This is a genomic window from Winogradskyella sp. J14-2, from assembly GCF_001971725.1.
Classification (GTDB): domain Bacteria; phylum Bacteroidota; class Bacteroidia; order Flavobacteriales; family Flavobacteriaceae; genus Winogradskyella.
The window spans coordinates 62,741-85,984 of the sequence record NZ_CP019388.1; the positions used below are offsets into that span (position 1 = coordinate 62,741).

The following is a 23,244-nucleotide window of genomic DNA, read 5'->3' on the forward strand; positions in this document are numbered from 1 at the left end:
GGAATTTCAGCCGTAATGAACTATAGCCGTTGTTGTGCTTTCGTTATTTTTTAATTTGTATTTGGTTTAGTAGCTTTAATAATTTCATCTATGAGTTTATCTGTTTCTAGACAGCGTTCTTTAACTTGTTGGTAATACCAAATATTATTGTCCAAATAGTTCTCGAATTTAACCTCTTGAAATAAAGGATAATAATCTGGTTTTACTTTAGAACTTCCAGCCCATGGATAGTTACTTGCCATATCCATTTGTTTAAAAGATATTTTATCTAATAAATAGGGTATTAGCTCGTTGTTTGACCAATTATCCAACTTTGTAACACGAGTTTTTCTGATTTCAGATAGTGTATTCCATTTATAGAGTAAGTCTGTGATTTGTTCATTTTTTAAAAGGTTTAATTTACCACTCTGGATAATGTTTTTAATTGTATTATCCGCAAATGCTATTTCGCTATATCCGAAAGAAACATAAAAAATACTATCTAAATTATGTTTAGAGAGTTCTTCTTTTGAAGTTCCAATTAAATTCATTAAAGTTATTTGCGCATTCATCTGATTATTAACCTCAATAAGAAAATCTTTCAACACCTTTTTATTTTCTTGAAAATCTGTGTGAAGTTTGGTAATTACCTCTTTTTCTTCGTTTTGCTCAATGCGATTGTTATTCCAGTTATTGACTTGTAATGCTAAAAGAATACCAATCATTACTAAAATAATTTCACCAATCGCATACTTAAAATACTTTCTAGTTTTTCCTTCTGACAGTAAATTTTGTCTAATTTTTCTAAAGAATTTTATCATTGTTCAGTGGTTGGTCATAATGAAGCACAACGGTCTAGTGTATGATTTCGTTGCGTGTTTAAGCCCTAAAGTTAGCAAATAATCACAGATAGAAAATTCCAGCGGAATTTTCGTAAGTAAGCTTTAACTAGCAATGAATTATACACATTGTTGCCACTAGTACTTTGTTAATATTTTATTTTTAACTTATAATCGATATTAAATGCTTTTTGACATTCATTTTGGTTGGATGAACTAAGCTTTTTCTTTTTTATTTTTTCCCCATATTTCTGATACCACTTAGTTAACTTTTCTTGTGCTACTTGAGGATAGTTATTAATGAATTCAAGAAGCCCAATTGGGTATCCAAAGTCACAATTAATATCAAAAACATCCCATTGCGTTTGAAAAACTAAGAAATAAGGTATTGATATAATATCGTCAAGAATCATAAAAGCGACTGTTCCGACAGTCAGATTAGTGTCTCTGCATTGTATTTGGATATCAGTCTTAGTTTCATCTTGAATCTTTGATATAAGTTGTGGAATAGCTTCTTCTCCGAGTTTTACTATATCCCAATATAATGAGTCGCCACAGTTCCAGACTTTAGAGTCCATTTCGTTGTTTTTAAATGATATTGTTCCAAAAGGGATTTTTTTGATTTCATTAATTCTATTAATTAAATCATTTTCTATTAAGCGAGAATCTATTGATAATGAATATTCAGGCTTTATTTCATAGTTTTCGGCAATTAAGGTTTGTTCCGAATTCTTTTTGGTATTGGAACAGGAAGTAATAATTGTCAATAAGATTAATATATGTAATGTCCTCATTTCTTGTATTAGTGGCAACGGTTTTGTGTATGGCTCGTTGCGGAAAATCAGCTATGATTTTCCGCCGTAACCGAAAGATAGCAAATTGCAATGAATTCCGATTAGGAATTCAGCCGCAATGAGCTATACACGTTGTTGCCAGTAGTTTTTTATCCATTTAATTTTTCTGTCAATTCCTGCATAAACAAAAGCATAGAAAACTTTACAAATTCCAATTCAGATTTCGTGAATCGCACTTCTTCATCTAAGTAGAGGGCTTTTTTTATACTCCGATTTCTTATTGAATTACAGTTTTTTATAAATTTTTCATCCGCTTTTGAAACTGAATGAACGATTAAATGTCGGCATTCAAAAGCAAACTTAATGTCGTCTAATTTTTGGTCTTTGTCAATTTTTATTCCCAAATAATTTTCGAAAGATTTAATCACATTTCCAATGTTTTGAAAAGTTAGTTTCTTTTTTGCAACGAGTAATTTTTTCAAAAGATTTGGGTTTTGATTGACTTCGTCAATTTCGTCCAAAGTCAGTTGAATTTGATTTTTAGCACTTTTAGGAAGTTTATCGTTTGAATATTGAAATTTTAGTACAGTCGAAAATATTTTTTCAATGGTAAGAGTGAAATGAGAGACTAACAAGACTAAACATTGATTGTAAATTATGCTATAATGCTTTGTAAAAGATTTGTTTTTGTCAATTCCCTCTAATGCCATTACTGCATTATCTGCTAAATAATATGGATTATTAATTTTAGGTGCTCCATTTTTTAGTTTGTCATTCAGACTTTTAAGATGATGAAGGCAAAAATCCATTATCTGTCTGTCAAATTGGATAAGTTCAGTTACCGAGTCAATTTGTTTTTCAAAATTCTCATTTATTTTTTTTAGTTCGTTTTTCATCAAATTACTGGCAACGGTTTCGGCTATGAGTAGTTGCGTGCGTTAGCACTCAACTTTACAAGTACACACCAAACTGAAAATCCGCGAGGATTTTCAGAAGTAGGCGAGGACAAGCAATTACTTATAGCCATTGTTGTAGCACGTTTTTTTATTTTGTCTTATAAAATTTATCTCTATTCGCTTTTACGTATTTCGTCAAGTCCTGCTGATATGTTTTGACAAAACTTTCCTCGTAAAAATAATCTTCTATTTTTTCAGCCGAAGGAAGTTCTTTGTATCCTTCTGCGAATGCTGTAAATCGTTTATTCCAATCACTTTTATTATTCTGAAACTTTGAATACAAATCTTGAATTGTATCGAACTTACCAAAATATTCATTCAAAACTATTTTATAATCCGTAGCCAATTTTTCCATTCCAGTTACTTGCATTCCTTCTAATGCAAGTATTGACAATTCTGGGTAATTAAACAAAAATTGGTAAACTCCTCCGTTGTTGACTTGAGATTCAAAGTTTATTAGAGTGAAATAAATCCTCTGTTCTTTAGTCAGCTCATTTAAAAAATCAGCGTGAGTTTGATTCTTTTCCCAATATTTATTTGTTGAGTAAATGTCATTGCAAATTTTCTCACAAATGTCATAATGTTCATTGTCATAAACTCCCCATTCTTTATCATTCCATTTTTGCTCAATTTCAGATATCCAATTTTCAGGCAATAAAGGAAGATGTTGAGTAGATTCAGATTGAGAATCAAGTCGAACAAATTCAGTCATAGTGTTTTCAAGATTTTTTGATTTATTTCTCAAAACTAAAAATGCAACAACCAAAATTAAGATTACAATTATGATTAAAATTCCTATTTTCATTGGTTCGGTTAAATGTGCTACAACGGTTTAGTATAACCGTCAGTTACGGGTTAGTATGCGTTAATTTTCAGTTTGGCACAGACGTTAGCAATTCCGAGTGGATTCGGACGTAGTCGAATCCGCCGTAATTGCGGTTATACATTGTTGTAGTGCGTTTTTATTTTTTCTATTACGTTGTCAGTCAATATAGTCAATTCAATTTTTTCCGATTTCCAACTGCGGTCAATTTGTTTTCCGACGTTAGTTGAGAAAATATCCCAGTTCAAATTCATACTCTGTCCAAGTAAAGTAATTGTTTTTCGCAAGTCGTGATTATTTTTTTCCAATTCGGTCATTATCCATTTCCCAATTCCGTAAGCTGATTTAAGGTCTTCTGAAAAACTCAGATAGTATTTGGGAATGTCATTTTCATAAATCACGTCTTCGTTAAATTCCAATTCCAAAAAAGGAAAGAAGCGTTCATTTTCTTTTCCCTCAATTAGATATGATTCCGTTTCGAGAGTTATTTTTTCGGTTCGGTTTTTTAGATATTCAGATGTTTTTCCATTCCAACCGCATTTTATGCAATTCCCATTATCGAATATGTGTTCGCAATTCGGATATCCATATAATTCGTGAGCACAATTCGGACATAATTCAGCCATTTCCGAATTATTTCTAAAATAGTCAGATTCACATTCGACACAAACTGCTTTTTCTTGATTCATCGGTTTTTTCAAATGCACTACAACGGTTTTGTATATGGATCGTAGCGTGTAAATTAGCGATAACTTTTCGGTTAAGCACAAGCCATATTTTTGATTTTTATGTTTTAAATTCTTGTAAATATAACAAATTAAAAATATGGCGAATTCGCAAAAAACCTTAACTTCGATTAAGCAACTAACTAGCTATGAGCTATATACGTTGTTGTGGTGTCGTTTTTTCACGCTGACATTGGTTTCACGTTAATTTGTCCGCCGATAGCTTTCAACACTTTCATTATTGTTCCGAATTGCGGTTTCGCTCCTTCAGATAATGCCTTGTAAAGACTCGGTCTGCTCATTCCAGTTTTTTCCGCAATTTTAGTCATTCCAATTGCCTTTGCGATATGTCCGATTGCCACAATCAAATCAGAACTTTCGCCATCTTCAAGAACTGTATTCAGATATTCAGCAATCATTTCTTCGCTGTCCAAATAGTCTGCTATATCAAATTTAGTTGTTTCCATATCAATCCTCTTTTATTCTGTTCCAGATTTTTTTCGCTTTCTCGATGTCCTTTTGTTGGGTAGATTTATCTCCACCAATTAAAAGAATTACGATTTTATCATCTTTTCTTTAAAATAAACTCTGTAGCCTTTTGCGTAATTAATTCGCATTTCGCTAATTCCATCTCCAACAGGCTTACAATCTCCAAAATGCTCGTCAGTTTCAAGTTTCTGAATTCGGAAAAGTATTTTAGATTTCGCACGTATATCTTTCAGCTTTCTAATCCACTTATCAAATTCAGGTGTCTTTTTAGTGATAATCATTTATTGTATCCAATTAGATACAAAATTAAACATTTTTTTTGGATTTCTGAAATGGTTTGTCCTTAAAGCGAAAAGTTGGTCTAAAATGCACCACAACGGTCTTGTGTATGGCTCGTTGCGTGCAAATTAGCGATTAATTTTCGGTTGAGCCACAAGCCAGATTTTTAAATTTTACTATTTATCTTGTTTTTTGGAAATCGTCAAATTTAAAAATTTGGCGACTTTCCAAATATGCCTTAACTTCGGTTTAAGCAACTGAATAGCAATGAGCTATACACGTTGTTGTAAACCGTACTTTCGCACGATTTTGTCTGCTTTTCTATATCCAATTCGTAATCCAATATACTGAAATTTCGCTAAAATCTCATTCGCAAAAGTTCTTTCATTTGGTCGGAATAGAGTAGGACTTAAATCGGTATTCCATAATTCTTCGACAATTCTGTTTCCTTGTCCGTATCTCTTAAATCTCTTGTAAAAACCTACAAATCCGTCTGAAAAGTCGTGGATTGCAATACTATCGAAAGCGTATGACAAATTTCCGATTTGCGAAAGTCGTAAACCTAAATCAACATCTTCGCCACCTGCGATTGCAATTTGCTCATTAAATCCACCAATTTCATCAAATGCTTTTTTCCAAATTAGCGAGTTGGCTGTTATTAAATATTGCGGAACAAAATCGCCATTCTCATCGTAAGTCTTTAAAGGAATTAAAATTTCTTGGCTTTCGTAATATTTTGAGAGCTTGTCATTATCTAATGATTCTATATTACCAGCATAAGCCACAGAGTTATTATCAGCTTTTAAATAGCCTTTAATAATTGACTTTGTTGGGATACAATCGCTGTCATTAAACAGCAACCATTTTCCTTTCGCAATTTTTGCGCCTTTGTTTCGGGCTGAAGCTGGTCCAACTTTTTTGCACTCAATTAATTTAATTGGCAAGCCGAATTTCATAAATTCAGTTTTCAATTCAATTCTTGGACTTGAATTGTTGTCCACAATTATAATCTCTTTCGGAAAGTCAGTTTTCGAGTGAGTTTTAAAGAACTTGGTTAAATAGTTATCAATTCCTTTTTGATTGTCTTTTACTGGAATTACAATAGAAATTTCATTTTTTGTAATTCGTTCAGACGATTCTTTTTTCGTCTTCATTTCATCGTTGAAGAAGACTAATCGACTTATTAATGTCATTCGCAGTTTTTTTAGGTATGGTTTACAACGGACTAGTGTATGATTTCGTTGCGTGGTTTTAGCACTAAAGTAGCAAATAAATCACAGATAGAAAGTCCGCCAGGACTTTCGTAAGTAGGCTATAACTAGCAATGAATTATACACATTGTTGTGCACTGGCTTTTATTTTTTCAGTTCGTTTCGATACAAGTCAGCTAAAACTTTCCGTTTAGTTTCGTTTTTTAAAATATTCTGTAACCACATTTGCGGTTGGTCAGTCGCGCTTCCATATTCTCGGTCTTTATATTCTTTAAATTCCGAAAATTCAAGCCAATTTATATTGTGAATATGCTGAAGTGAATAAACAGCCATTTCTCCATTCGTTGCTCCAAAAAATGGGCAAGTATGGACTTTAGTTTTAGTTGTGTCAGAAAGTTTAGAAATAAGAAATTCAGTCAATTCCGTTTTATCATTTTCCGCAAACTTTTTCCATTCCGTTTCGCTAAAAACCATAGTAGGAATTTCTCTCTTTTTTTCTGTGACATATTGTGTTCCACCTAAACAACCTCCTTTTTCAAAAACCATAAAATTCCACTGTTCCGCAATTGAGACGGTTTGCTGTAATTCCATTTTAGGAATTTCTTTGGTCAATTCAGCCGTTTCATTATTCAATTCCGATTTAGGTTCTATTTGGTTTTTACAAGAAACTAAAGTCAAAATTAGAAGCAATATTTTTAATGGATTTCTCATTTTTCAGCTTGTGCACAACGGGTTTGTATATGGTTTGTTGCGTGGTTTATGCACTAAATTTAGCAAATAAAAATGAACTAATCACCAGGCAAGTATAAATTGCAAATAGGCGAGCAGCAGCAATGAACTATATACGGTGTTACCCAACGTTTTTTTTTAATTTTTTACTTATAATCCTAAATATCAACAAGGCAGGAACTAAAATACTATATAGAATTAATGCACCATTCCAATCGATTTCTTTTTTTAATCCTAAATAAGATACTAACATTAGAATTGATATAAAAAACGTAAATAAAGCAAAAGCATAAAGGTATTTAAAACCTTTAACAAGTAATGATTTTAATACAGGATTCAGTTTCTTATCTAATGTTCTTATTCCTCGATTTTCTTTTTTGGTCATACTTTATTTTCCAAATTCCGTATTTTAATTTGCCTCTAAATTTATTCCATTCGTGTCTAATTCCTCCAAGTTCCCAATTAACGTCAAATTTCCGTTCGGTTTTGTTCGAGTTTGGTGCTTCGCTAACATAAAATGGTCGAGCAACTTTGCAGTGCAACATTGGTTCGTTATTTATGATTGTTGGATAAAATTCTGCTATGTGAGAAGTTTTAAGGAAATACCTGATTTCAATTATTGTTTTATTCGACAACGATTTATAAATGTATAGATTAATGTCATAAAGATTTTCATAAATCGCAGTCAGTTCCGACACAATTCCGTTCAACGTTTTTGGTGCTTTTTTGTCATTAATTTTTTTTCTAATTCTTGCACGTTCAAAAAAGTTTTTCCCGATACTTTCATCAATTTCCGACATAATATATACACAATTCCTCGATATTTTATTCCAACAAATATCGGTTGCCATATCAATCAAACTTGATGTTGCGTCTTGGATTTTATTTTCGAGTTCTGCTTTTTTCAAATGTTGGGTAACGTTCTCGTATAACCGTCAGTTACGGGTTAATATACGCAGACTTTTCGGTTTAGCACAGACTTTAGCAATTCCGAGTGGATTCGGACGTAGTCGAATCCGCCGTAATTGCGGTTATACATTGTTGTGCACAGTATTTTATTTTTCACAGTCAGGAACTTTAAACGTTTTTGATATTCCATTTTTTAAGGTCAATTCGAAATAGTCATTCCCATTCTCTTTTTTAACTGCTTGTCCAATTTCTGCGAGTTCGAGTAAGTCGGAATTTGATTCAATTAAAAATAGATATGAGATTCGGTTGTCGGTTGAATCCGCTGTGATTATGTCTAATCCAAAGAATTTTTGATTCATATATCCGCTATACTCGTATCGTAACACCTTATGAATTTTTCCGTCATAAGATTGGTTGGTTTGTTCCATGCAGCTAATCTCCATTGCTTCTTTGTTAGACTTTTTCATTGAAAAATAATAAACTGCCCAAAATCCAAAGTAATACAGGAATCCACCCAGCAAAATGATTCCAATAATCCATTTCAATATTTTCAAAACCTTGATCTTTTCATATTGTGCACAACGGTCTAGTGTATGATTTCGTTGCGTGTTTAAGCTCTAAAGTTAGCAAATAAATCACAGATAGAAAGTCCGCGAGGACTTTCGTAAGTAGGCTATAACTAGCAATGAATTATACACATTGTTGCCACCAGTTTTTATTTATTCCGACGTTTTATTAATTCCTCGTATTGGTTTACTAAATGGTATAAATAAGTTATTAAAGCATCAAAAAAGTCAATCGCTTCTTTCGCATCTTGCTGTTCTACAATTTGGTTGTGCGAGTGCGCTCCATCATTTCCGATTAATCTCAATTCGTTCGCCCAACTGTAAAGAGTATCTTCTAAAATTCCTTTTGAATTCAGATTCTTTAATTTAGTTGCAAGATTTCCTTTTTTCTCTCCTTTGTCCATACAGATTGCTTCTATTCCTTTCCGACACATTATCACACAAGCATCGTATGCGTGTGCTCGATAACATTTCAAAGCTTCTTTGTATGGGTTAAATACAATTTTAGGACAATTTTTAATTGCGACATTTTCTGTGTTTGGAAAGAATTGAATTTCACTATTCGGATAAAAATCTCCCTCAACAATTTGATAATGATTTTCTTTCAGAAACGGATTTTGACATTTCAAGCATTTACTCAATGAAATTTCAGTTGTGTTTCCAAACATTTCGTCATTCATTTCACGTTCGGAAGTATAAGTAAAAATGATTTTGGTCTCGACTACAGAATTGCAAGTCGGACAAAAATTCATTTCTTTATGTTCCTCGTTTTCGGTCATTTTCAAATTGGTGGCAACGGTCTTGTATATGGCTCGTAGCGTGTAAATTAGCGATAATTATTCGGTTAAGCACGAGCCGAATTTTTTAATTTTCTTATTTTCTTTTTTACTAATAAGCCAAATTTAAAAATTTGGCGGACTTGCAAATATACCTTATCTTCGATTAAGCAACTGACTAGCTATGAGCTATATACGTTGTTGTGGCACGTTATTGTTCATTCTTTTTACGAATTCATTAAATGTTACACATCTATTTTTGGGAATCATAGCAGCAATCCAATTTTTCCCACGACCTTTTTCTTTTCCTCCATCTTTCATTAGGTTGCTATTTAATCTTACAGGTTCTTCTAGAAAATAATAAGTTAAATTCTCGGATATATTTTCAGATTTATACTTCACTCCATCAATCCAATTCTTTACTACGATTGGATCTTTTTTGAAGCGTAACAAATCTGTCTCAAAATTTTCTATTTCGTTTGGAACTAATGTTAAAACACCAAGAATTTTAGAAAGGTAAGCAATACCTTCTCCTTCTTCTTGATTTGCATTTCGCGTAAAATATGGCGCAAAATAAAGTGGTGTTCCATAAGTCTGATCTCTTCGATATATACTATGCTTTTTATATCTCACTAATTCTTCTTCGATAGAAAGATCTTGTATTAAAACTTCTTTTTGTTCGTTCATTCTATAATTTTTTGATACGAATTTTAAAAATTTTGAAACTAACTCATTGTCGATAAATTTTTTATGATCGTATAATTCTGTAATGTCTAACCAACTCGTATTTATTATTTCAACATCATCAGCAATTTGCTTATTTGAATCTCTTTCTTGAGTAACAAAACACAAAATTTTGGTTTTAGCTTCTCGATTGAACGAGTTCAAATATTGAGTTCTCTGTTGCCGAATTCTATTTTTTCGAACTTTAGCTTCAATAATAATATGAAATTCATTTCCGAATTCAATTTCTATATCTGTTCTTCCTTCGTTTCTCGTATATTCTATTTTAATTTCAATTTCTCGAAATCGGCTTGAAGTAATTCGAGTTCCAATATTAATAAAGTTGAGAAATTCAGATAAAGCCTTTCTTTCTTTGCCTATTACAAATGCAAAAGCTTTGGTCAAAGCAGTTTCATTATTTCCAAGAAGATCAAATTCAGACAAAACTGATTTTGGTGAATTCTTTCTTTTTATGTTCATAGGTTGGTTTTAATGTGCCACAACGGTCGTGTATATGGCTCGTAGCGTGCAAAAAGGTACTGGTTTTTCGGTTAGGCACAAGCCAAATTTTTAAATTTTACTATTTATCTTTTTTTATTGGAAATCGTCAAATTTAAAAATTTGGCGACTTTCCAAATATACCTTAACTTCGTTTAAGTAACTAACTAGCTATGAGCTATATACGTTGTTGGCAGTAGTTGTTATTTTTTTTCAATAATTTCTTCTAATCGATGTTCAATTACAAGTCCATCCTCTGTTTTAGTTGTAGAATAGAGTTCGCCTATACCCTCGCATCCACAACCTTTCCAAGTCCCTTTAAGTTGTTGTTTATTACCATTCAATTCAATTGTTAGTGTTTTTTCCGATTCAAAAATCGCACAATTATACTCTTTTCCATTAAATAATTTAGTCACATATTTTTTATGAGTAGTAAATCCATTGAATTTCCAATTCATATTCCCGTTTTCTGTTGGGACATCATATTCGGATGAATCTTCGAAGGTCGCAAACTCACAAAATCTATTTTCGCTAATAGTTTCTTTTGTTTCGATTAGGTTAGGATGCGCTTCAACTTTTGTAAACGATTTTACTATTTTAGGTATTCCATTTTTTAAAGCAAAAATTGTTGAATCGTTCGTGATGTTTTGAGCATTTTTGCTTATGCTCGTAAGTATGGTGTCTTTTTCAGCTCTTAAATTATAGGTTTTTCTGATTATTTCTTTTGTGCTTTCTCGATTAGATTTTAAAGAATAAATTAATGTTCTTTCATAAATGAAATTATCAATTGGATAAACATAATCTACAAGTTTCGTGTTATCACAATCCATAGTCGTGATTTTAAATTGTTTTTGGGAATTTTGACAATTTAAAAGTCCGAATATTATTAAAAGTAAAATTGTATGTTTCATTTCAATTACTGCCAACGTGTTTGGCTATGGTTTCGTTGCGTGAAAATCCGCGAGGATTTTCCGCCGTAAACCGAAGATAGCAAATTTGCGAGGACTTTCCGAAAGGAAAGTCAGAAGCAATGAACTATAGCCGGTGTTGCCTGCAGTTATTTTTTTGTCAGTATTGCATTCCGCCATATTTTCTTTTTATTCAGATATTCGTCATTATAGTTAATCAGTTGAAATAAATAATTCCCGAAGTGTTTTGGCTTAAGTTTTACCAAGTCAGACTGCTCCATTTTTGTCCGAATTTCTAAAAAGCTTTTCCCAGTTTTTATAAAGTCAATAAGTCCGTTTACTTTTTTTAAATCAGATTCATTGTCTATTTGTAAAGGCATATTATAGATTGTCTCTCTTGTTGGAATTTCGTAATTATTTAGATCGTCCAACAATTTAGGGTGTTTTTCAATCACTCTTTTTAATTCCGAATTTTGACTTTCATCTAATTTTGAAACGAATGCCTCACTACAACTCTCGTAGCTAATGGATTTTTTAAATTTCGAGTTCAGAAATCTTTTCGTTACTATTATTCGGTCATTAATTCGGTCACCGATTTTATTTTCTCCAAGTACTGGATAACTTTCATCGTAAAATTGGTCAATGATATGTTCAATTCTGTAAATCCCTTTTGAATAAGAATTTACCCAATCTCCGATTTGAAGTTGGTTTGATTTCTCTCTTTTTAATAGTTTGTCAAATATTGTCAATATCGGTTGGTTTTAATTGCAGGCAACGGTCTCGGCTATGAGTAGTTGCGTGGGTTAGCACTTAACTTTGCAAGTACGCACCAAGCTGAAAATCCACTAGGATTTTCAGAAGTAGGCGAGAACAAGCAATTACTTATAGCCATTGTTGCCAGTAGTTTTTTTGTGCAGTATGTGGACTCGAACCACATTCGTCCCTTGGACAAGAAACTAGTTGCTTCTTCTCCGAGGGGATGCTTTAACCCTTAAGCTATACTGCTTTTATAAATTCCGATGTCATTATCATCCAATTCCATTCCAAATTCCGATTTGCAAAATGCTCTAAATTTTGAAACTTTTCGCTCAATTTTAAGTCCGTTTATTTTTCCTTTATGTATGTTCTGAAATTCGAGAATTACAACTTTGTTTATAATACTTTCTTTCGACAAACTTTTGATAATTATGTCATTAATTTCTAGAGCAATTTTTCTCAAAGTATTGATAGTGTCAATTACAATACTAAAAGTAATTTCTGTAAAATTTTCTTTGTCTGTGAAATCGATTCCTTGAAGTGAACTTGGTAAGTGTTCATTCCAAAAATCATTTAATTGGTTTCCTTTGCTTTTAATTAATTCAGTTATTGTTCCGCTAATATTATTAGAGTTGCTGTGTATTAATTTGTTTCTCTTTAATCTTAAATAGTCCAAAGTATCAAATAATTCATTCTCTAATTCCGTTTTGCTAGTTCCTATTCGGTTGAGTACTTTGTCAACAACTACTGAGTCATCTTCAAAACTATCAGATTTCTCTTCTAACGTTAGAATGCTAGAATCAATTGTTCTAGCAAAATCAAGCATATTCTTTAAATAACTTTCAAAATGTGCATAAATCAACACGTAAATTCCATTTACTAACGTTGTATTGGTTTTTGTATGTTCATTCTCTAATTCCTTGAATTTGATATTGTGTTTTCTTTTGTAGGGATTTTCAAGAAAGTAATCGTTTGTTTGAGTTTCTGGTTCACTTTCAATAATTACTAAATAATCAATGTTGAATTGATTCCACACGAACGTATAATGAGTAAAACCATTATTTAATTCAGATAGCGATTCGTAAAATTCTTTTAATTGTTCGGTTTTCATCAAATTACTGGCAACGGACTAGTGTATGATTTCGTTGCGTGGTTTTAGCACTAAAGTAGCAAATAAATCACAGATAGAAAGTCCGCCAGGACTTTCGTAAGTAGGCTATAACTAGCAATGAATTATACACATTGTTGTGCACTGGCTTTTATTTTTTCAGTTCGTTTCGATACAAGTCAGCTAAAACTTTCCGTTTAGTTTCGTTTTTTAAAATATTCTGTAACCACATTTGCGGTTGGTCAGTCGCGCTTCCATATTCTCGGTCTTTATATTCTTTAAATTCCGAAAATTCAAGCCAATTTATATTGTGAATATGCTGAAGTGAATAAACAGCCATTTCTCCATTCGTTGCTCCAAAAAATGGGCAAGTATGGACTTTAGTTTTAGTTGTGTCAGAAAGTTTAGAAATAAGAAATTCAGTCAATTCCGTTTTATCATTTTCCGCAAACTTTTTCCATTCCGTTTCGCTAAAAACCATAGTAGGAATTTCTCTCTTTTTTTCTGTGACATATTGTGTTCCACCTAAACAACCTCCTTTTTCAAAAACCATAAAATTCCACTGTTCCGCAATTGAGACGGTTTGCTGTAATTCCATTTTAGGAATTTCTTTGGTCAATTCAGCCGTTTCATTATTCAATTCCGATTTAGGTTCTATTTGGTTTTTACAAGAAACTAAAGTCAAAATTAGAAGCAATATTTTTAATGGATTTCTCATTTTTCAGCTTGTGCACAACGGTCTTGTGTATGGCTCGTTGCGTGCAAATTAGCGATTAATTTTCGGTTGAGCCACAAGCCAGATTTTTAAATTTTACTATTTATCTTGTTTTTTGGAAATCGTCAAATTTAAAAATTTGGCGACTTTCCAAATATGCCTTAACTTCGGTTTAAGCAACTGAATAGCAATGAGCTATACACGTTGTTGTAAACCGTACTTTCGCACGATTTTGTCTGCTTTTCTATATCCAATTCGTAATCCAATATACTGAAATTTCGCTAAAATCTCATTCGCAAAAGTTCTTTCATTTGGTCGGAATAGAGTAGGACTTAAATCGGTATTCCATAATTCTTCGACAATTCTGTTTCCTTGTCCGTATCTCTTAAATCTCTTGTAAAAACCTACAAATCCGTCTGAAAAGTCGTGGATTGCAATACTATCGAAAGCGTATGACAAATTTCCGATTTGCGAAAGTCGTAAACCTAAATCAACATCTTCGCCACCTGCGATTGCAATTTGCTCATTAAATCCACCAATTTCATCAAATGCTTTTTTCCAAATTAGCGAGTTGGCTGTTATTAAATATTGCGGAACAAAATCGCCATTCTCATCGTAAGTCTTTAAAGGAATTAAAATTTCTTGGCTTTCGTAATATTTTGAGAGCTTGTCATTATCTAATGATTCTATATTACCAGCATAAGCCACAGAGTTATTATCAGCTTTTAAATAGCCTTTAATAATTGACTTTGTTGGGATACAATCGCTGTCATTAAACAGCAACCATTTTCCTTTCGCAATTTTTGCGCCTTTGTTTCGGGCTGAAGCTGGTCCAACTTTTTTGCACTCAATTAATTTAATTGGCAAGCCGAATTTCATAAATTCAGTTTTCAATTCAATTCTTGGACTTGAATTGTTGTCCACAATTATAATCTCTTTCGGAAAGTCAGTTTTCGAGTGAGTTTTAAAGAACTTGGTTAAATAGTTATCAATTCCTTTTTGATTGTCTTTTACTGGAATTACAATAGAAATTTCATTTTTTGTAATTCGTTCAGACGATTCTTTTTTCGTCTTCATTTCATCGTTGAAGAAGACTAATCGACTTATTAATGTCATTCGCAGTTTTTTTAGGTATGGTTTACAACGGTTTTGTATAAGATTAGTTGCGTGGTTTAGCAACGAATTTAGCAAATACAAACCGAATAGAAAATCCGCGAGGATTTTCGTAAGCAGGCTCGTACCAAGCAATTAATTTTATACGTTGTTGGCAGTAGTTTTTTCTTTTTTATATTTTTCTAAATCTTCAATAAATTCCTTTAGTTTTATTTCAAACTTTCTTTTTGTCATACTTATAGAAGCAAATTCACTCGAATCATCGTTCCAATTTTTAGGGAATTCAGTAGATGCTTTGATTTCATAAATTCCTTGTCCTTTTTTCCTTTGCCTCTCGAATTGAGGGTCAACTATAAAACATAGATAAAAGAAAATATTTTGGTCGAATTTGAATTGAACTTTCCAATGTTCATCATCCCACCATTCTCGGCTTTCATCAATTAGGGCTATTTCCCAATTCTTCTTGTCGAGTTCTTGCTCAATTTGATATTTATATCCTGATTTTTTCAATTAACTATTAGTTGAAATTATCAAATTCGGTTTTTCTCCAACTTCTATTTTTCTATAATTAACGAAAGCTCCACATTCCAAAATTGCGTTTAACAATTCAGGTGCATTTTCTTTTAGATATTTTCCGTTATCAATTTCCAATAGAGTTGGTTTATCAGTCAGTTCGTCAACACAGTCAATCCAAGCATTCATATTTTCCCCATAATAATCTGGAAAATTCATTTCTTTCTTAAATTCAGAGTGGAATGTTTTCCAATTTTTTAATCTCTTACCTTTAATTCTGAATGTTTGCATTTCGTTTCTCAAATTACTGCCAACGGTCTTGTATAAGCGCAGTAGCGGTTTTTACGCACTAACTTTTCGGCTTTTAACTGACCTTAAATTTATATAATCTCTTTCGGTTCATTACTTGTACCGCTATTGAGTTTATACGTTGTTGTACATAGTGCTTTTACGTTCTGCTTGTAGCGTTGGCAGAGACATACTCTTTTACAGTTTCGGTGGTGCGTTGGCTTTAGCGACTGTAAATGTGTATGGCTCTTAGCGTTGGCTATTTCGTGAACCTTATTTGTAAATTCAACTTGAAATATAGCATTCCATTTTCCTCGTAAATTTCGCCAAATCCGTGTCGAGAAGAGCTTGCTGTATCGAGTTTTGTATTATTTAGTAAATAATCCTCAAATTCATTTCTGTTATAAATATGATAGCAAAGAACATCGCCATTTTCTTTAACAATTAAATATCCACCAGTTGCATCATATTTTCCACTCCAAACTTTTGATGGCATCATTCCAAGAGCAACATCAGTTAGAAAACGCTTAATCTTATATTCATAAAATTTATGTTCGTTTTCAATATCAAATTCCAAAGGATTTTTCTCTGCGGTCAGCTTAACTAAATCTTTTAAGTGTGAGAATTCTGTAGTGTAGAAATCGAATATTATTTCTGATAGAATTTGCGGTAAAAGGCTATCTATTAATACGAGATTATTCGAGAAAATCTTTCTTTCTGTTTTTACAAATTCAAATGTTCCACCGTTGTTTAAAACTTGAGTTATTCTATCCATTATTTTGCTTCTTGTGCTAATGGAATTTATTTGCTCAATTTCATATTTTGATAGGTTTGCAAAACCAATTTCATAAATAAAATTTGTTGTTTTTCCAGCGTTTAATAGAGTAGAAGGACTACCAAGCTGAGATTTAATACTGAAACCTAAAGTTGGTTGTTGATTCGTCCTTTGGTCGTGAACAACTATGGTAATATCAGTTTTGGCAGATGAACTCGCTTTAAGCGAAATACAATTAATCGATTGCATAAACTCTTCAATTTCTGGAACAGAAAAGGTTCTTTCTCGATTTTCTTTAATTTCATTGAGAAGAAAAAGAGCTTTGGTTTTAAATTGCTCTATTGGGATTTTTAAAACTTGTTCATTACCTGACACTAATATTATTTCGTCTTCGATAGAATATTCAAAGTCGCCATTATTTTCAGAACGTAAGATTTTAATTATTGGATAAACTAATCCTTCAAGTTTCTCAATATCTTTATCGCCAAGGAAAAGTTGTTTGTCTCCTAACAATTTGAACAGCGCATAAATTTCACTCCATTCGCCCTTATTACCTGTAATCATTTGCAGTTAAGTTTTTCAATAATTTTTTCCGCTGTTGCTTGAATAGCAGGAACCGCAACTGAATTACCAAATTGTTTATATGCTTGCGCGTCTGAAACTATAATTTTAAAGTCGTCTGGGAAGCCCTGAAGTCTTGCCCATTCTCGCGGTGTCATTTTTCTAATTCCTTCACGATTGACTTCGCCTGAAATGTTAGTGATAGGTTTAAAATTGGTCAATCTATCATCGTACACCAAGTTTCGTTCTCTACCCATTCCGCCACATACAACGGCATTCGCTATTCCATCATTTGGTATGATTTCGTAGCCAAATCCATTGCCTTTGCTTTCGTGTCGTGCTCTGTGATTTTTTAGAGTTTGAACGTAAGTAGTCGATAAATAATACTTTACCGAAACTTCATTTTCTTCCAAAATATCATCTAAAGTCACTGTCTCGTTTGTTGGTTCGGGATACTCAAAATCAGTTATCTCTAAGTCTTTCCTAAAGCCGACAATAAAAATCCTTTCACGATTTTGGGGAACACCAAATTCCTTGGCGTTTAATATTTTAGGTTCAGGAACATAATAATTTAAGTCCTCGCGTAAAACGTTTAGTATTGTTTTTAAGGTCTTTCCTTTGTCGTGATTTCGAAGGCCTTTTACGTTTTCTAAAAAGATTGCTTTTGGCTGTTTTTTCTTAATGATTTCTGCGACATCAAAAAATAACGTTCCTCTTGTATCTTCAAATCCGCCACGTCTTCCAGCTATCGAGAACGCTTGGCAAGGAAAACCGGCACAAAGCACATCAAAATTATCAGGTATGTAGCTTTTTGTTTTTGGTTTAGTTATGTCGCCAAATGGAATTTCACCAAAGTTCGCTTTGTAAGTTTGCTTTGAGTATTTATCCCATTCGCTTGTGAAAACGCATTTACCATTTAGGTTTTGTAATGCCATTCTAAAGCCACCAATTCCTGCAAAAAGGTCAATAAATTTGAATTTTGGTTTTTCAGGTGCTGGAAAAGGAACAGATTTATTGAGGTCAAAAATCAAATATTGAAGAGCCTGTTCTGCAACTTTGTTTGTTATTTCGTTTTCGGGATATTCTTTGGATAAGATTTCTTTGACGTGTGCAAGAGCATCTTTTTTGTAAAACTGCGAAACTCCGTTTTTGTGGTTGTGAATATAGTGTGTGAAAGAAGCTGGTTTAGAATTCTCTGGCTCGACTACTTTGATTTCAAATAGCTGTCCGTCAATGTTTTCTATGTCAATTCTTTCTTTTATCATTCATTTCTTAATTCAACTTCACAAGTTAAAAAAGATTTAGATTATATGTTCGGTATATTTGGTTTTTTGTTCACATTCTTTTGTCGATAAAGTTGCTCGAGCGCAAAGGCAGAAACAGCTCTTTTATTTTTCAGCTTGAGATGGTGCGATTGGCAAAAATAAATGTGCTGTTTTAGCGGTTGGCTTGCGGTGGATTTGCATTATGTACAACGGTTTTGTGTATGATTTCGTTGCGTGTTTAAGCACTAAAGTTAGCAAATAAATCATAGATAGAAAGTCCGCGAGGACTTTCGTAAGTAGGTTATAACTAGCAATGAATTATACACGTTGTTGTGTGTAGTGCTTGCTTACTTGTACCATTCTTTTTTAATTTTATCTATATCCATTTCTTTCCATTCGTCTTTCCAAAGTTCCCAATAAGGTATATCATTAGAAGATGGTTCTTTTTTACATCTGTCAATTTGTATAATGGATGGAAGAATCACAGCTTCTCCAATTAATAAAGCTTCTCCTTGTTTTAGAGAAGGCATTTTTTCTATTAAAGAACCCAATGAGTCCGGAAGTAGTTTCTTTACGTAACCTTGGTCAATTGGATTTGTAAGTCGCATTGCTATAAAATTATTGCATTGAGAAAAAATGGTTTCTGAAATCTCTGAAGGTCTTTGACTTGCTAAAAGTAAAGTAACTCCATATTTACGACCTTCTTTCGCTATTCGTTCAATTGAGTTTTTTGAAGCTCTATATTTAACTAAATTACTTGTAGGAACGTATTTGTGTGCTTCTTCATAAACTAATAACAAAGGAATATCATTATTAATTTTTTCATTAGGATTATTTTCACTTCTTAATCTTTTATAGAAATATCCATATTCAAATAAAATACGTGAAATTAAGGAAACTGTAATACTCAAAACCTCAAATGGAACTCCACTTAAATCAATTACAGTTACGTTTGATTCTTTATTCGATTGGTAACCTAACAATTGTTGTAGAGTTTCTTCAAATGTTATTTTAGCTGATTTATCTCCTAATAAGAAATCATAACGATTATCATTTATTTTATTTTCTAAACGATTTAAAAAATTTATTAACTTACCATTTAGACTTCCTGAAGCAGAAGTACCTTTTGATGTTAACTTTTCGGTAAATAGCCTTGGAATTGTGTCTTCTGAAAAGTTAAATTCGTCTCCTTTACTATCTATCCAAGGTATATTGTTAGTTTTATCTTTCTTTTCGTTATTTCGATTTTCTACATATTGAGTTACCTCTTTTAAATCAAAATATAGTGGTGAATCATAATGCAATTTTTCTTTTTCTTTAGCACTACCAACAAATTTTAATCTGCGATTATTTACAATCGCCTCTTTGAAAACATTTCTTTGATTATGGTCATTTGCTTCTGTATCTAAAAATAGCTCTTCAAGTTCATCACTATTCAGCATCCAATAAGGTAAAACTAAATTCTTTATATCAATAAAATTGGCATTTGGGAAAGCAGATTTATATTCTGAATGTATATCAAAAATAACTACGTGAGAATTGTTTAAAGCAAAATCTCCATTTTTAGAATTTACAGCAGTTTGTATTACTGTGGAAAGAGTGTGTGATTTACCTGAACCTGTAGAACCTACAACAGCAATATGTTTATTGAAAAACTTATTTCCGTTTACTGGTATTCGTACATTGTGGTTTGAAGAAAGTGAAGCAAATGTAAATTGTTCATTTTCCTTAACTGATTCTGTATATATTTTTTTAATTTCTTCCTCTGTTGCTGGTTCAACTTTTTTGGGTGGAATAGTTAAGTCATCTCCTCCACGAGTAAAAACTCCATTTTTTATAATTCCTAATGGGCTAGCTTCAATTAAATGTGTACGAGTTGCTACTCCATCTTTTTCTGTTACATCAATTGAGAAATTCTCAATAATAGCCATTAATACAGCATTGTCATTACCATAAATTTTTAAATAAGAACCAACACGTAACGATTCATCTGCAATTCTAAAGTCTTCTAGTTTGTCAACTTTAATTTTCACCTTATTAGGAAAGACAGCAATTACTTCTGCATTTATTTTTTCAACTTCCATTAGATTATTTTTTTAATATCGTTTAATTCTTCAATTTGAATATTTACAACATTTACACTTGTTATTGCTGTTGTGAAAAATGGTTTTTTATAGAAAAACTGATAAACTTCTTTTGTTTTTGAAATTTCGCTTAACAGTAGTTCGATAAAATTCAATTCATTAATTATTTTGAATTTTATTTGATTATGAAATGTAGCTTTCTCTTTAATTAAACTTATATTAAAGGTTGAGCCACTAAAAGCATACCCATCATTAATTTTGTAACCTTCTGTGTAAAGTTCTGTCTTTAGTGTTATTAAATCCGATTTTTTTAACCCATTTATATAAATATATGGACAAAATGTATCTGGATTTTTTGCAGATTTAATATCTGTCCATTTTTTTGAAATCAAATGTATTACACTTTTTAAATCGCTTTTTGAGTAATTAGGATTAACCTCAAATAGAAAAAATCTTTCAAAAGGTGAAATGTTATAAATAGTGAAGAATTCTTTTCTTAAATCGGCTAATAATTTTTTCCTTCCTTTATATTCAATAAACCATTTATGAAATAGTATTTTTTTCGAATTGATATCTTCTAAAAATTTCTTTTTGCTTATTGTTCTATCTGTTTTTTTCTCTTTAATTGCTAAAAAACTTATTAGTTTTAATGCGTTATTATAAAAATAGTTTTCAGCTTCGAAGTCGTCAGAACTAAATTCAGTTTGGTTTTTTAAAAGATTATGAATCTGTAAAAGTTGGTCTTCATAGGATTGTGCATTTACATTTATTTCTAGTTGATTTATAAAATCCAATAATTCCTTGTCACTTAATTTTAACTCATCATAATGCTTATGTATTTTTTTGTCTTTTTTATAAGTTAATAATTTGTCTTTTAAAAAATCTAATGTTAGTGGTAACGTTAATTTTGATTGACCTGTTTTAAAATGACCATAATAATTATAATTGATTCTCTTTTCTTTTCCATTTAAAACTTCTCTGAAATGATTTAGCATAAGTCTTATAGGCTTTGCTATTACAGAATGATTATATTCAGTTTTAGAATGATATTTACATTGTACAGCTGTTTCAATTGTAGCATTGTCTATGTCAATATCTTCAATTCCTTCGACAGTAATTTTATGATTTTCATCTTTTAATTCTAATAATTTCAGAATCGATAAATCAAATTGATAAAAATATCCTTTTATTGTATCTGTTGCAGTTCTATCTGTCATTCAATTCTCGATGTTTTTTTTGCATTACACACAACGGTTTTGTATATGGCTCGTAGCGTGCAAATTAACGATAACTATTCGATTAAGCACGAGCCGAATTTTTTAATTTTCTTATTATCTTTTTTTATAAATAAGCCAAATTAAAAAATTTGGCGGACTTGCAAATATGCCTTAACTTTAATTAATCAACTACTTAGCTATGAGCTATATACGTTGTTACCCACAGTTTATTTCGCACGCTTATATTTAGTTTCAATCATCGGTGAGTCCGCACCAAATACTGGAAAAGCCACCAACAATGCAACTCCGCCACTTTCCCTTAAAACTACTAACTCTTTTTCTTTATTCATCGCCAGTTTGACCGAACTATCGCCTAAAGTCCATAAAATGATAAATTTGAAATCCGTTTTCCATTGTCTTTTAAGCTGGAAGTAATTGTTCGCAATTTTACCTTCGAGAATTTGTGTGTCAATTATCTTGTTATCTCGAAATAATTGTGCTTTGAGGTTAAAGTCGTCATTAACTTCTAATTTAACATTTAAATCAGCCCAATCTTCTAGTTTTTCCGACTTATAATCTATCGTTGACCAAAGAGAACAAATCTCTGCTTCGCATTTCTCACATTTATTTTGATATATTCCGTTGAACAATTTTAAATTATTATTTTTAATTTGAGCAAGATCATAATTTGATTGTGCATTTTTTACCGAAGTACATCCTATAAAAGCCGGAATTATAATTATGTAAAGTAGTTTTTTCAAATTGTGGGTAACGGTCTCGGCTATGAGTAGTTGCGTGGGTTAGCGATTAACTTTGCAAGTACACACCAAACTGAAAATCCGCGAGGATTTTCAGAAGTAGGCGAGAACAAGCAATTGCTTATAGCCATTGTTGTACAGCGTTATTTTTTTCTAATTCTAATTTCAATATTCTTTTCAGAGTATTTATTTTGATTTTCTCTAATTTCTTTTGTAATCTTCTCAATTATAGAAGAACCTTTTTTTTCATATTCTTTTTGCTGTTGGTCATTTAACAAAATATTCAATTCGAAAAGTCCAACTCCGCCAGATAGCACAGATAAAAGTAAATTTCCGTTTACTTCATAAAGTACATAATTCCAATCACTTTTTTCTAATTCAGTTAGTTGGTAGTCCCAAAGTTTTTCTTTTTCAATGTCTTTAGGTTTGTTATTTCCATAAGCAACAGAAACCCTTAACGTGTTGTTATTAAAATTCCAATTTTTTAATAGATACTTCGCACAATAATTTGTTGTCGTCCAATATTTTCTTGAAGTCCAACCGTGATTACCTAACCAATAATAAAATTGCCCATTTAATTGTCGGACTGAAACATACGCACCTGGGTCAGATATGGTCGGATGAAAATGGTCAAAAAAGAATATTTCTAAGTGTTCAGGCAAATTTTCAAAAAGCAAATTCAGAGTTTCTATCTCAGGAATTTGCTCAATTTTAATATCGCAAACAACGTGATCAAAATCACTTTTTTCTGTCAAAAGCCCATTAATGTCAAAAGGGTACTTTGTTGATTTTTTAAAAAAGTTAATCATTCTGACGTGAGTTTTTTTAATGCTGTACAACGGTCTCGTATAACCGTCAGTTACGGGATTAAAGATAATAATTTTCGG

At 31.8% G+C, this 23,244-nt stretch carries 26 protein-coding genes; all 26 read right to left on the reverse strand.

What is annotated here, in order from left to right; genetic code table 11:
• Nucleotides 1-50: 50 nt before the first annotated feature.
• Entirely contained in the window at nt 51-800 is a 750-nt protein-coding gene (locus BWZ20_RS00425) for a hypothetical protein (RefSeq protein WP_076614696.1), read from the reverse strand.
• Nucleotides 801-967: 167 nt separating this feature from the next.
• A complete protein-coding gene (locus tag BWZ20_RS00430; RefSeq protein ID WP_076614817.1) occupies nt 968-1,612 on the reverse strand; it encodes a hypothetical protein in 645 nt (214 codons plus the stop codon).
• Between the two features lie 149 nt (nt 1,613-1,761).
• On the reverse strand, nt 1,762-2,508 hold the full coding sequence (locus tag BWZ20_RS00435; protein ID WP_076614819.1) for a hypothetical protein: 747 nt from the start codon (nt 2,506-2,508) through the stop codon (nt 1,762-1,764).
• Nucleotides 2,509-2,656: 148 nt separating this feature from the next.
• Complete coding sequence (locus BWZ20_RS00445) at nt 2,657-3,373, reverse strand: DUF4375 domain-containing protein (protein WP_076614824.1); 717 nt, start codon at nt 3,371-3,373, stop codon at nt 2,657-2,659.
• A 134-nt stretch (nt 3,374-3,507) separates the two neighbouring features.
• Nucleotides 3,508-4,092, reverse strand: a complete 585-nt coding sequence (locus tag BWZ20_RS15215) for a hypothetical protein (protein WP_157358274.1) — start codon at nt 4,090-4,092, stop codon at nt 3,508-3,510.
• 206 nt (nt 4,093-4,298) lie between these two features.
• On the reverse strand, nt 4,299-4,583 hold the full coding sequence (locus BWZ20_RS00455; RefSeq protein ID WP_042247321.1) for an addiction module antidote protein: 285 nt from the start codon (nt 4,581-4,583) through the stop codon (nt 4,299-4,301).
• Nucleotides 4,584-4,670: 87 nt separating this feature from the next.
• Nucleotides 4,671-4,886 carry a type II toxin-antitoxin system RelE/ParE family toxin gene (locus BWZ20_RS00460; RefSeq protein WP_232217124.1) on the reverse strand — a complete coding sequence of 72 codons (216 nt, stop codon included), beginning with the start codon at nt 4,884-4,886 and terminating at the stop codon, nt 4,671-4,673.
• Nucleotides 4,887-5,156: 270 nt separating this feature from the next.
• Nucleotides 5,157-6,077, reverse strand: coding sequence for a glycosyltransferase (locus BWZ20_RS00465; protein WP_076614827.1), 921 nt, complete (start codon nt 6,075-6,077; stop codon nt 5,157-5,159).
• 162 nt (nt 6,078-6,239) lie between these two features.
• Entirely contained in the window at nt 6,240-6,806 is a 567-nt protein-coding gene (locus BWZ20_RS00470; RefSeq protein WP_076614829.1) for a hypothetical protein, read from the reverse strand.
• Between the two features lie 362 nt (nt 6,807-7,168).
• Nucleotides 7,169-7,732, reverse strand: coding sequence for a hypothetical protein (locus BWZ20_RS00480; protein ID WP_076614834.1), 564 nt, complete (start codon nt 7,730-7,732; stop codon nt 7,169-7,171).
• A 147-nt stretch (nt 7,733-7,879) separates the two neighbouring features.
• Nucleotides 7,880-8,200 (reverse strand): hypothetical protein, encoded by a 321-nt coding sequence (locus BWZ20_RS00485; protein WP_157358286.1) that lies wholly within the window; start codon nt 8,198-8,200, stop codon nt 7,880-7,882.
• A gap of 248 nt (nt 8,201-8,448) precedes the next feature.
• Nucleotides 8,449-9,078, reverse strand: coding sequence for a DUF4145 domain-containing protein (locus BWZ20_RS00490; protein WP_076614838.1), 630 nt, complete (start codon nt 9,076-9,078; stop codon nt 8,449-8,451).
• Nucleotides 9,079-9,264: 186 nt separating this feature from the next.
• Nucleotides 9,265-10,278: a PD-(D/E)XK nuclease family protein gene (locus tag BWZ20_RS00495; protein WP_076614840.1), complete on the reverse strand. Its 1,014-nt coding sequence runs from the start codon at nt 10,276-10,278 to the stop codon at nt 9,265-9,267.
• Nucleotides 10,279-10,499: 221 nt separating this feature from the next.
• Nucleotides 10,500-11,126, reverse strand: a complete 627-nt coding sequence (locus BWZ20_RS00500) for a hypothetical protein (protein WP_076614843.1) — start codon at nt 11,124-11,126, stop codon at nt 10,500-10,502.
• 227 nt (nt 11,127-11,353) lie between these two features.
• The gene (locus BWZ20_RS00505; RefSeq protein WP_076614844.1) at nt 11,354-11,953 is read right to left on the reverse strand and encodes a hypothetical protein; all 600 of its coding nucleotides are present in this window, start codon (nt 11,951-11,953) and stop codon (nt 11,354-11,356) included.
• A 242-nt stretch (nt 11,954-12,195) separates the two neighbouring features.
• Nucleotides 12,196-13,071, reverse strand: a complete 876-nt coding sequence (locus tag BWZ20_RS00515) for a hypothetical protein (protein WP_076614849.1) — start codon at nt 13,069-13,071, stop codon at nt 12,196-12,198.
• A gap of 148 nt (nt 13,072-13,219) precedes the next feature.
• Complete coding sequence (locus BWZ20_RS00520; protein WP_076614829.1) at nt 13,220-13,786, reverse strand: hypothetical protein; 567 nt, start codon at nt 13,784-13,786, stop codon at nt 13,220-13,222.
• A gap of 192 nt (nt 13,787-13,978) precedes the next feature.
• A complete protein-coding gene (locus BWZ20_RS00525) occupies nt 13,979-14,899 on the reverse strand; it encodes a glycosyltransferase (RefSeq protein ID WP_076614827.1) in 921 nt (306 codons plus the stop codon).
• A gap of 138 nt (nt 14,900-15,037) precedes the next feature.
• On the reverse strand, nt 15,038-15,406 hold the full coding sequence (locus BWZ20_RS00530) for a hypothetical protein (protein ID WP_040253085.1): 369 nt from the start codon (nt 15,404-15,406) through the stop codon (nt 15,038-15,040).
• Entirely contained in the window at nt 15,407-15,700 is a 294-nt protein-coding gene (locus BWZ20_RS00535; protein WP_076614852.1) for a barstar family protein, read from the reverse strand.
• A gap of 256 nt (nt 15,701-15,956) precedes the next feature.
• Nucleotides 15,957-17,036 carry an HpaII family restriction endonuclease gene (locus BWZ20_RS00540; protein WP_076614856.1) on the reverse strand — a complete coding sequence of 360 codons (1,080 nt, stop codon included), beginning with the start codon at nt 17,034-17,036 and terminating at the stop codon, nt 15,957-15,959.
• Nucleotides 17,033-18,298: a DNA cytosine methyltransferase gene (locus BWZ20_RS00545; RefSeq protein ID WP_076614859.1), complete on the reverse strand. Its 1,266-nt coding sequence runs from the start codon at nt 18,296-18,298 to the stop codon at nt 17,033-17,035. The genes BWZ20_RS00540 and BWZ20_RS00545 overlap by 4 nt, the downstream gene beginning before the upstream one ends.
• A gap of 347 nt (nt 18,299-18,645) precedes the next feature.
• A complete protein-coding gene (herA, locus tag BWZ20_RS00550) occupies nt 18,646-20,382 on the reverse strand; it encodes an anti-phage-associated helicase HerA (RefSeq protein ID WP_076614863.1) in 1,737 nt (578 codons plus the stop codon).
• A complete protein-coding gene (locus BWZ20_RS00555; RefSeq protein ID WP_076614865.1) occupies nt 20,382-21,599 on the reverse strand; it encodes a DUF4297 family anti-phage-associated protein in 1,218 nt (405 codons plus the stop codon). The genes herA and BWZ20_RS00555 overlap by 1 nt, the downstream gene beginning before the upstream one ends.
• Before the next feature lie 227 nt (nt 21,600-21,826).
• On the reverse strand, nt 21,827-22,360 hold the full coding sequence (locus BWZ20_RS00560) for a hypothetical protein (protein ID WP_076614869.1): 534 nt from the start codon (nt 22,358-22,360) through the stop codon (nt 21,827-21,829).
• A 140-nt stretch (nt 22,361-22,500) separates the two neighbouring features.
• On the reverse strand, nt 22,501-23,166 hold the full coding sequence (locus BWZ20_RS00565; protein ID WP_076614872.1) for a hypothetical protein: 666 nt from the start codon (nt 23,164-23,166) through the stop codon (nt 22,501-22,503).
• Nucleotides 23,167-23,244: the final 78 nt, after the last annotated feature.

Bases quoted from the DNA above. Each gene is read 5' to 3' on its own strand.
- BWZ20_RS00425 (WP_076614696.1), bottom strand. From the start codon at position 800: ATGATAAAATTCTTTAGAAAAATTAGACAAAATTTACTGTCAGAAGGA.
- BWZ20_RS00430 (WP_076614817.1), bottom strand. From the start codon at position 1,612: ATGAGGACATTACATATATTAATCTTATTGACAATTATTACTTCCTGT.
- BWZ20_RS00435 (WP_076614819.1), bottom strand. From the start codon at position 2,508: ATGAAAAACGAACTAAAAAAAATAAATGAGAATTTTGAAAAACAAATT.
- BWZ20_RS00445 (WP_076614824.1), bottom strand. From the start codon at position 3,373: ATGAAAATAGGAATTTTAATCATAATTGTAATCTTAATTTTGGTTGTT.
- BWZ20_RS00455 (WP_042247321.1), bottom strand. From the start codon at position 4,583: ATGGAAACAACTAAATTTGATATAGCAGACTATTTGGACAGCGAAGAA.
- BWZ20_RS00460 (WP_232217124.1), bottom strand. From the start codon at position 4,886: ATGATTATCACTAAAAAGACACCTGAATTTGATAAGTGGATTAGAAAG.
- BWZ20_RS00465 (WP_076614827.1), bottom strand. From the start codon at position 6,077: ATGACATTAATAAGTCGATTAGTCTTCTTCAACGATGAAATGAAGACG.
- BWZ20_RS00470 (WP_076614829.1), bottom strand. From the start codon at position 6,806: ATGAGAAATCCATTAAAAATATTGCTTCTAATTTTGACTTTAGTTTCT.
- BWZ20_RS00485 (WP_157358286.1), bottom strand. From the start codon at position 8,200: ATGAAAAAGTCTAACAAAGAAGCAATGGAGATTAGCTGCATGGAACAA.
- BWZ20_RS00490 (WP_076614838.1), bottom strand. From the start codon at position 9,078: ATGACCGAAAACGAGGAACATAAAGAAATGAATTTTTGTCCGACTTGC.
- BWZ20_RS00495 (WP_076614840.1), bottom strand. From the start codon at position 10,278: ATGAACATAAAAAGAAAGAATTCACCAAAATCAGTTTTGTCTGAATTT.
- BWZ20_RS00500 (WP_076614843.1), bottom strand. From the start codon at position 11,126: ATGGATTGTGATAACACGAAACTTGTAGATTATGTTTATCCAATTGAT.
- BWZ20_RS00515 (WP_076614849.1), bottom strand. From the start codon at position 13,071: ATGAAAACCGAACAATTAAAAGAATTTTACGAATCGCTATCTGAATTA.
- BWZ20_RS00520 (WP_076614829.1), bottom strand. From the start codon at position 13,786: ATGAGAAATCCATTAAAAATATTGCTTCTAATTTTGACTTTAGTTTCT.
- BWZ20_RS00525 (WP_076614827.1), bottom strand. From the start codon at position 14,899: ATGACATTAATAAGTCGATTAGTCTTCTTCAACGATGAAATGAAGACG.
- BWZ20_RS00535 (WP_076614852.1), bottom strand. From the start codon at position 15,700: ATGCAAACATTCAGAATTAAAGGTAAGAGATTAAAAAATTGGAAAACA.
- BWZ20_RS00540 (WP_076614856.1), bottom strand. From the start codon at position 17,036: ATGATTACAGGTAATAAGGGCGAATGGAGTGAAATTTATGCGCTGTTC.
- BWZ20_RS00545 (WP_076614859.1), bottom strand. From the start codon at position 18,298: ATGATAAAAGAAAGAATTGACATAGAAAACATTGACGGACAGCTATTT.
- herA (WP_076614863.1), bottom strand. From the start codon at position 20,382: ATGGAAGTTGAAAAAATAAATGCAGAAGTAATTGCTGTCTTTCCTAAT.
- BWZ20_RS00555 (WP_076614865.1), bottom strand. From the start codon at position 21,599: ATGACAGATAGAACTGCAACAGATACAATAAAAGGATATTTTTATCAA.
- BWZ20_RS00565 (WP_076614872.1), bottom strand. From the start codon at position 23,166: ATGATTAACTTTTTTAAAAAATCAACAAAGTACCCTTTTGACATTAAT.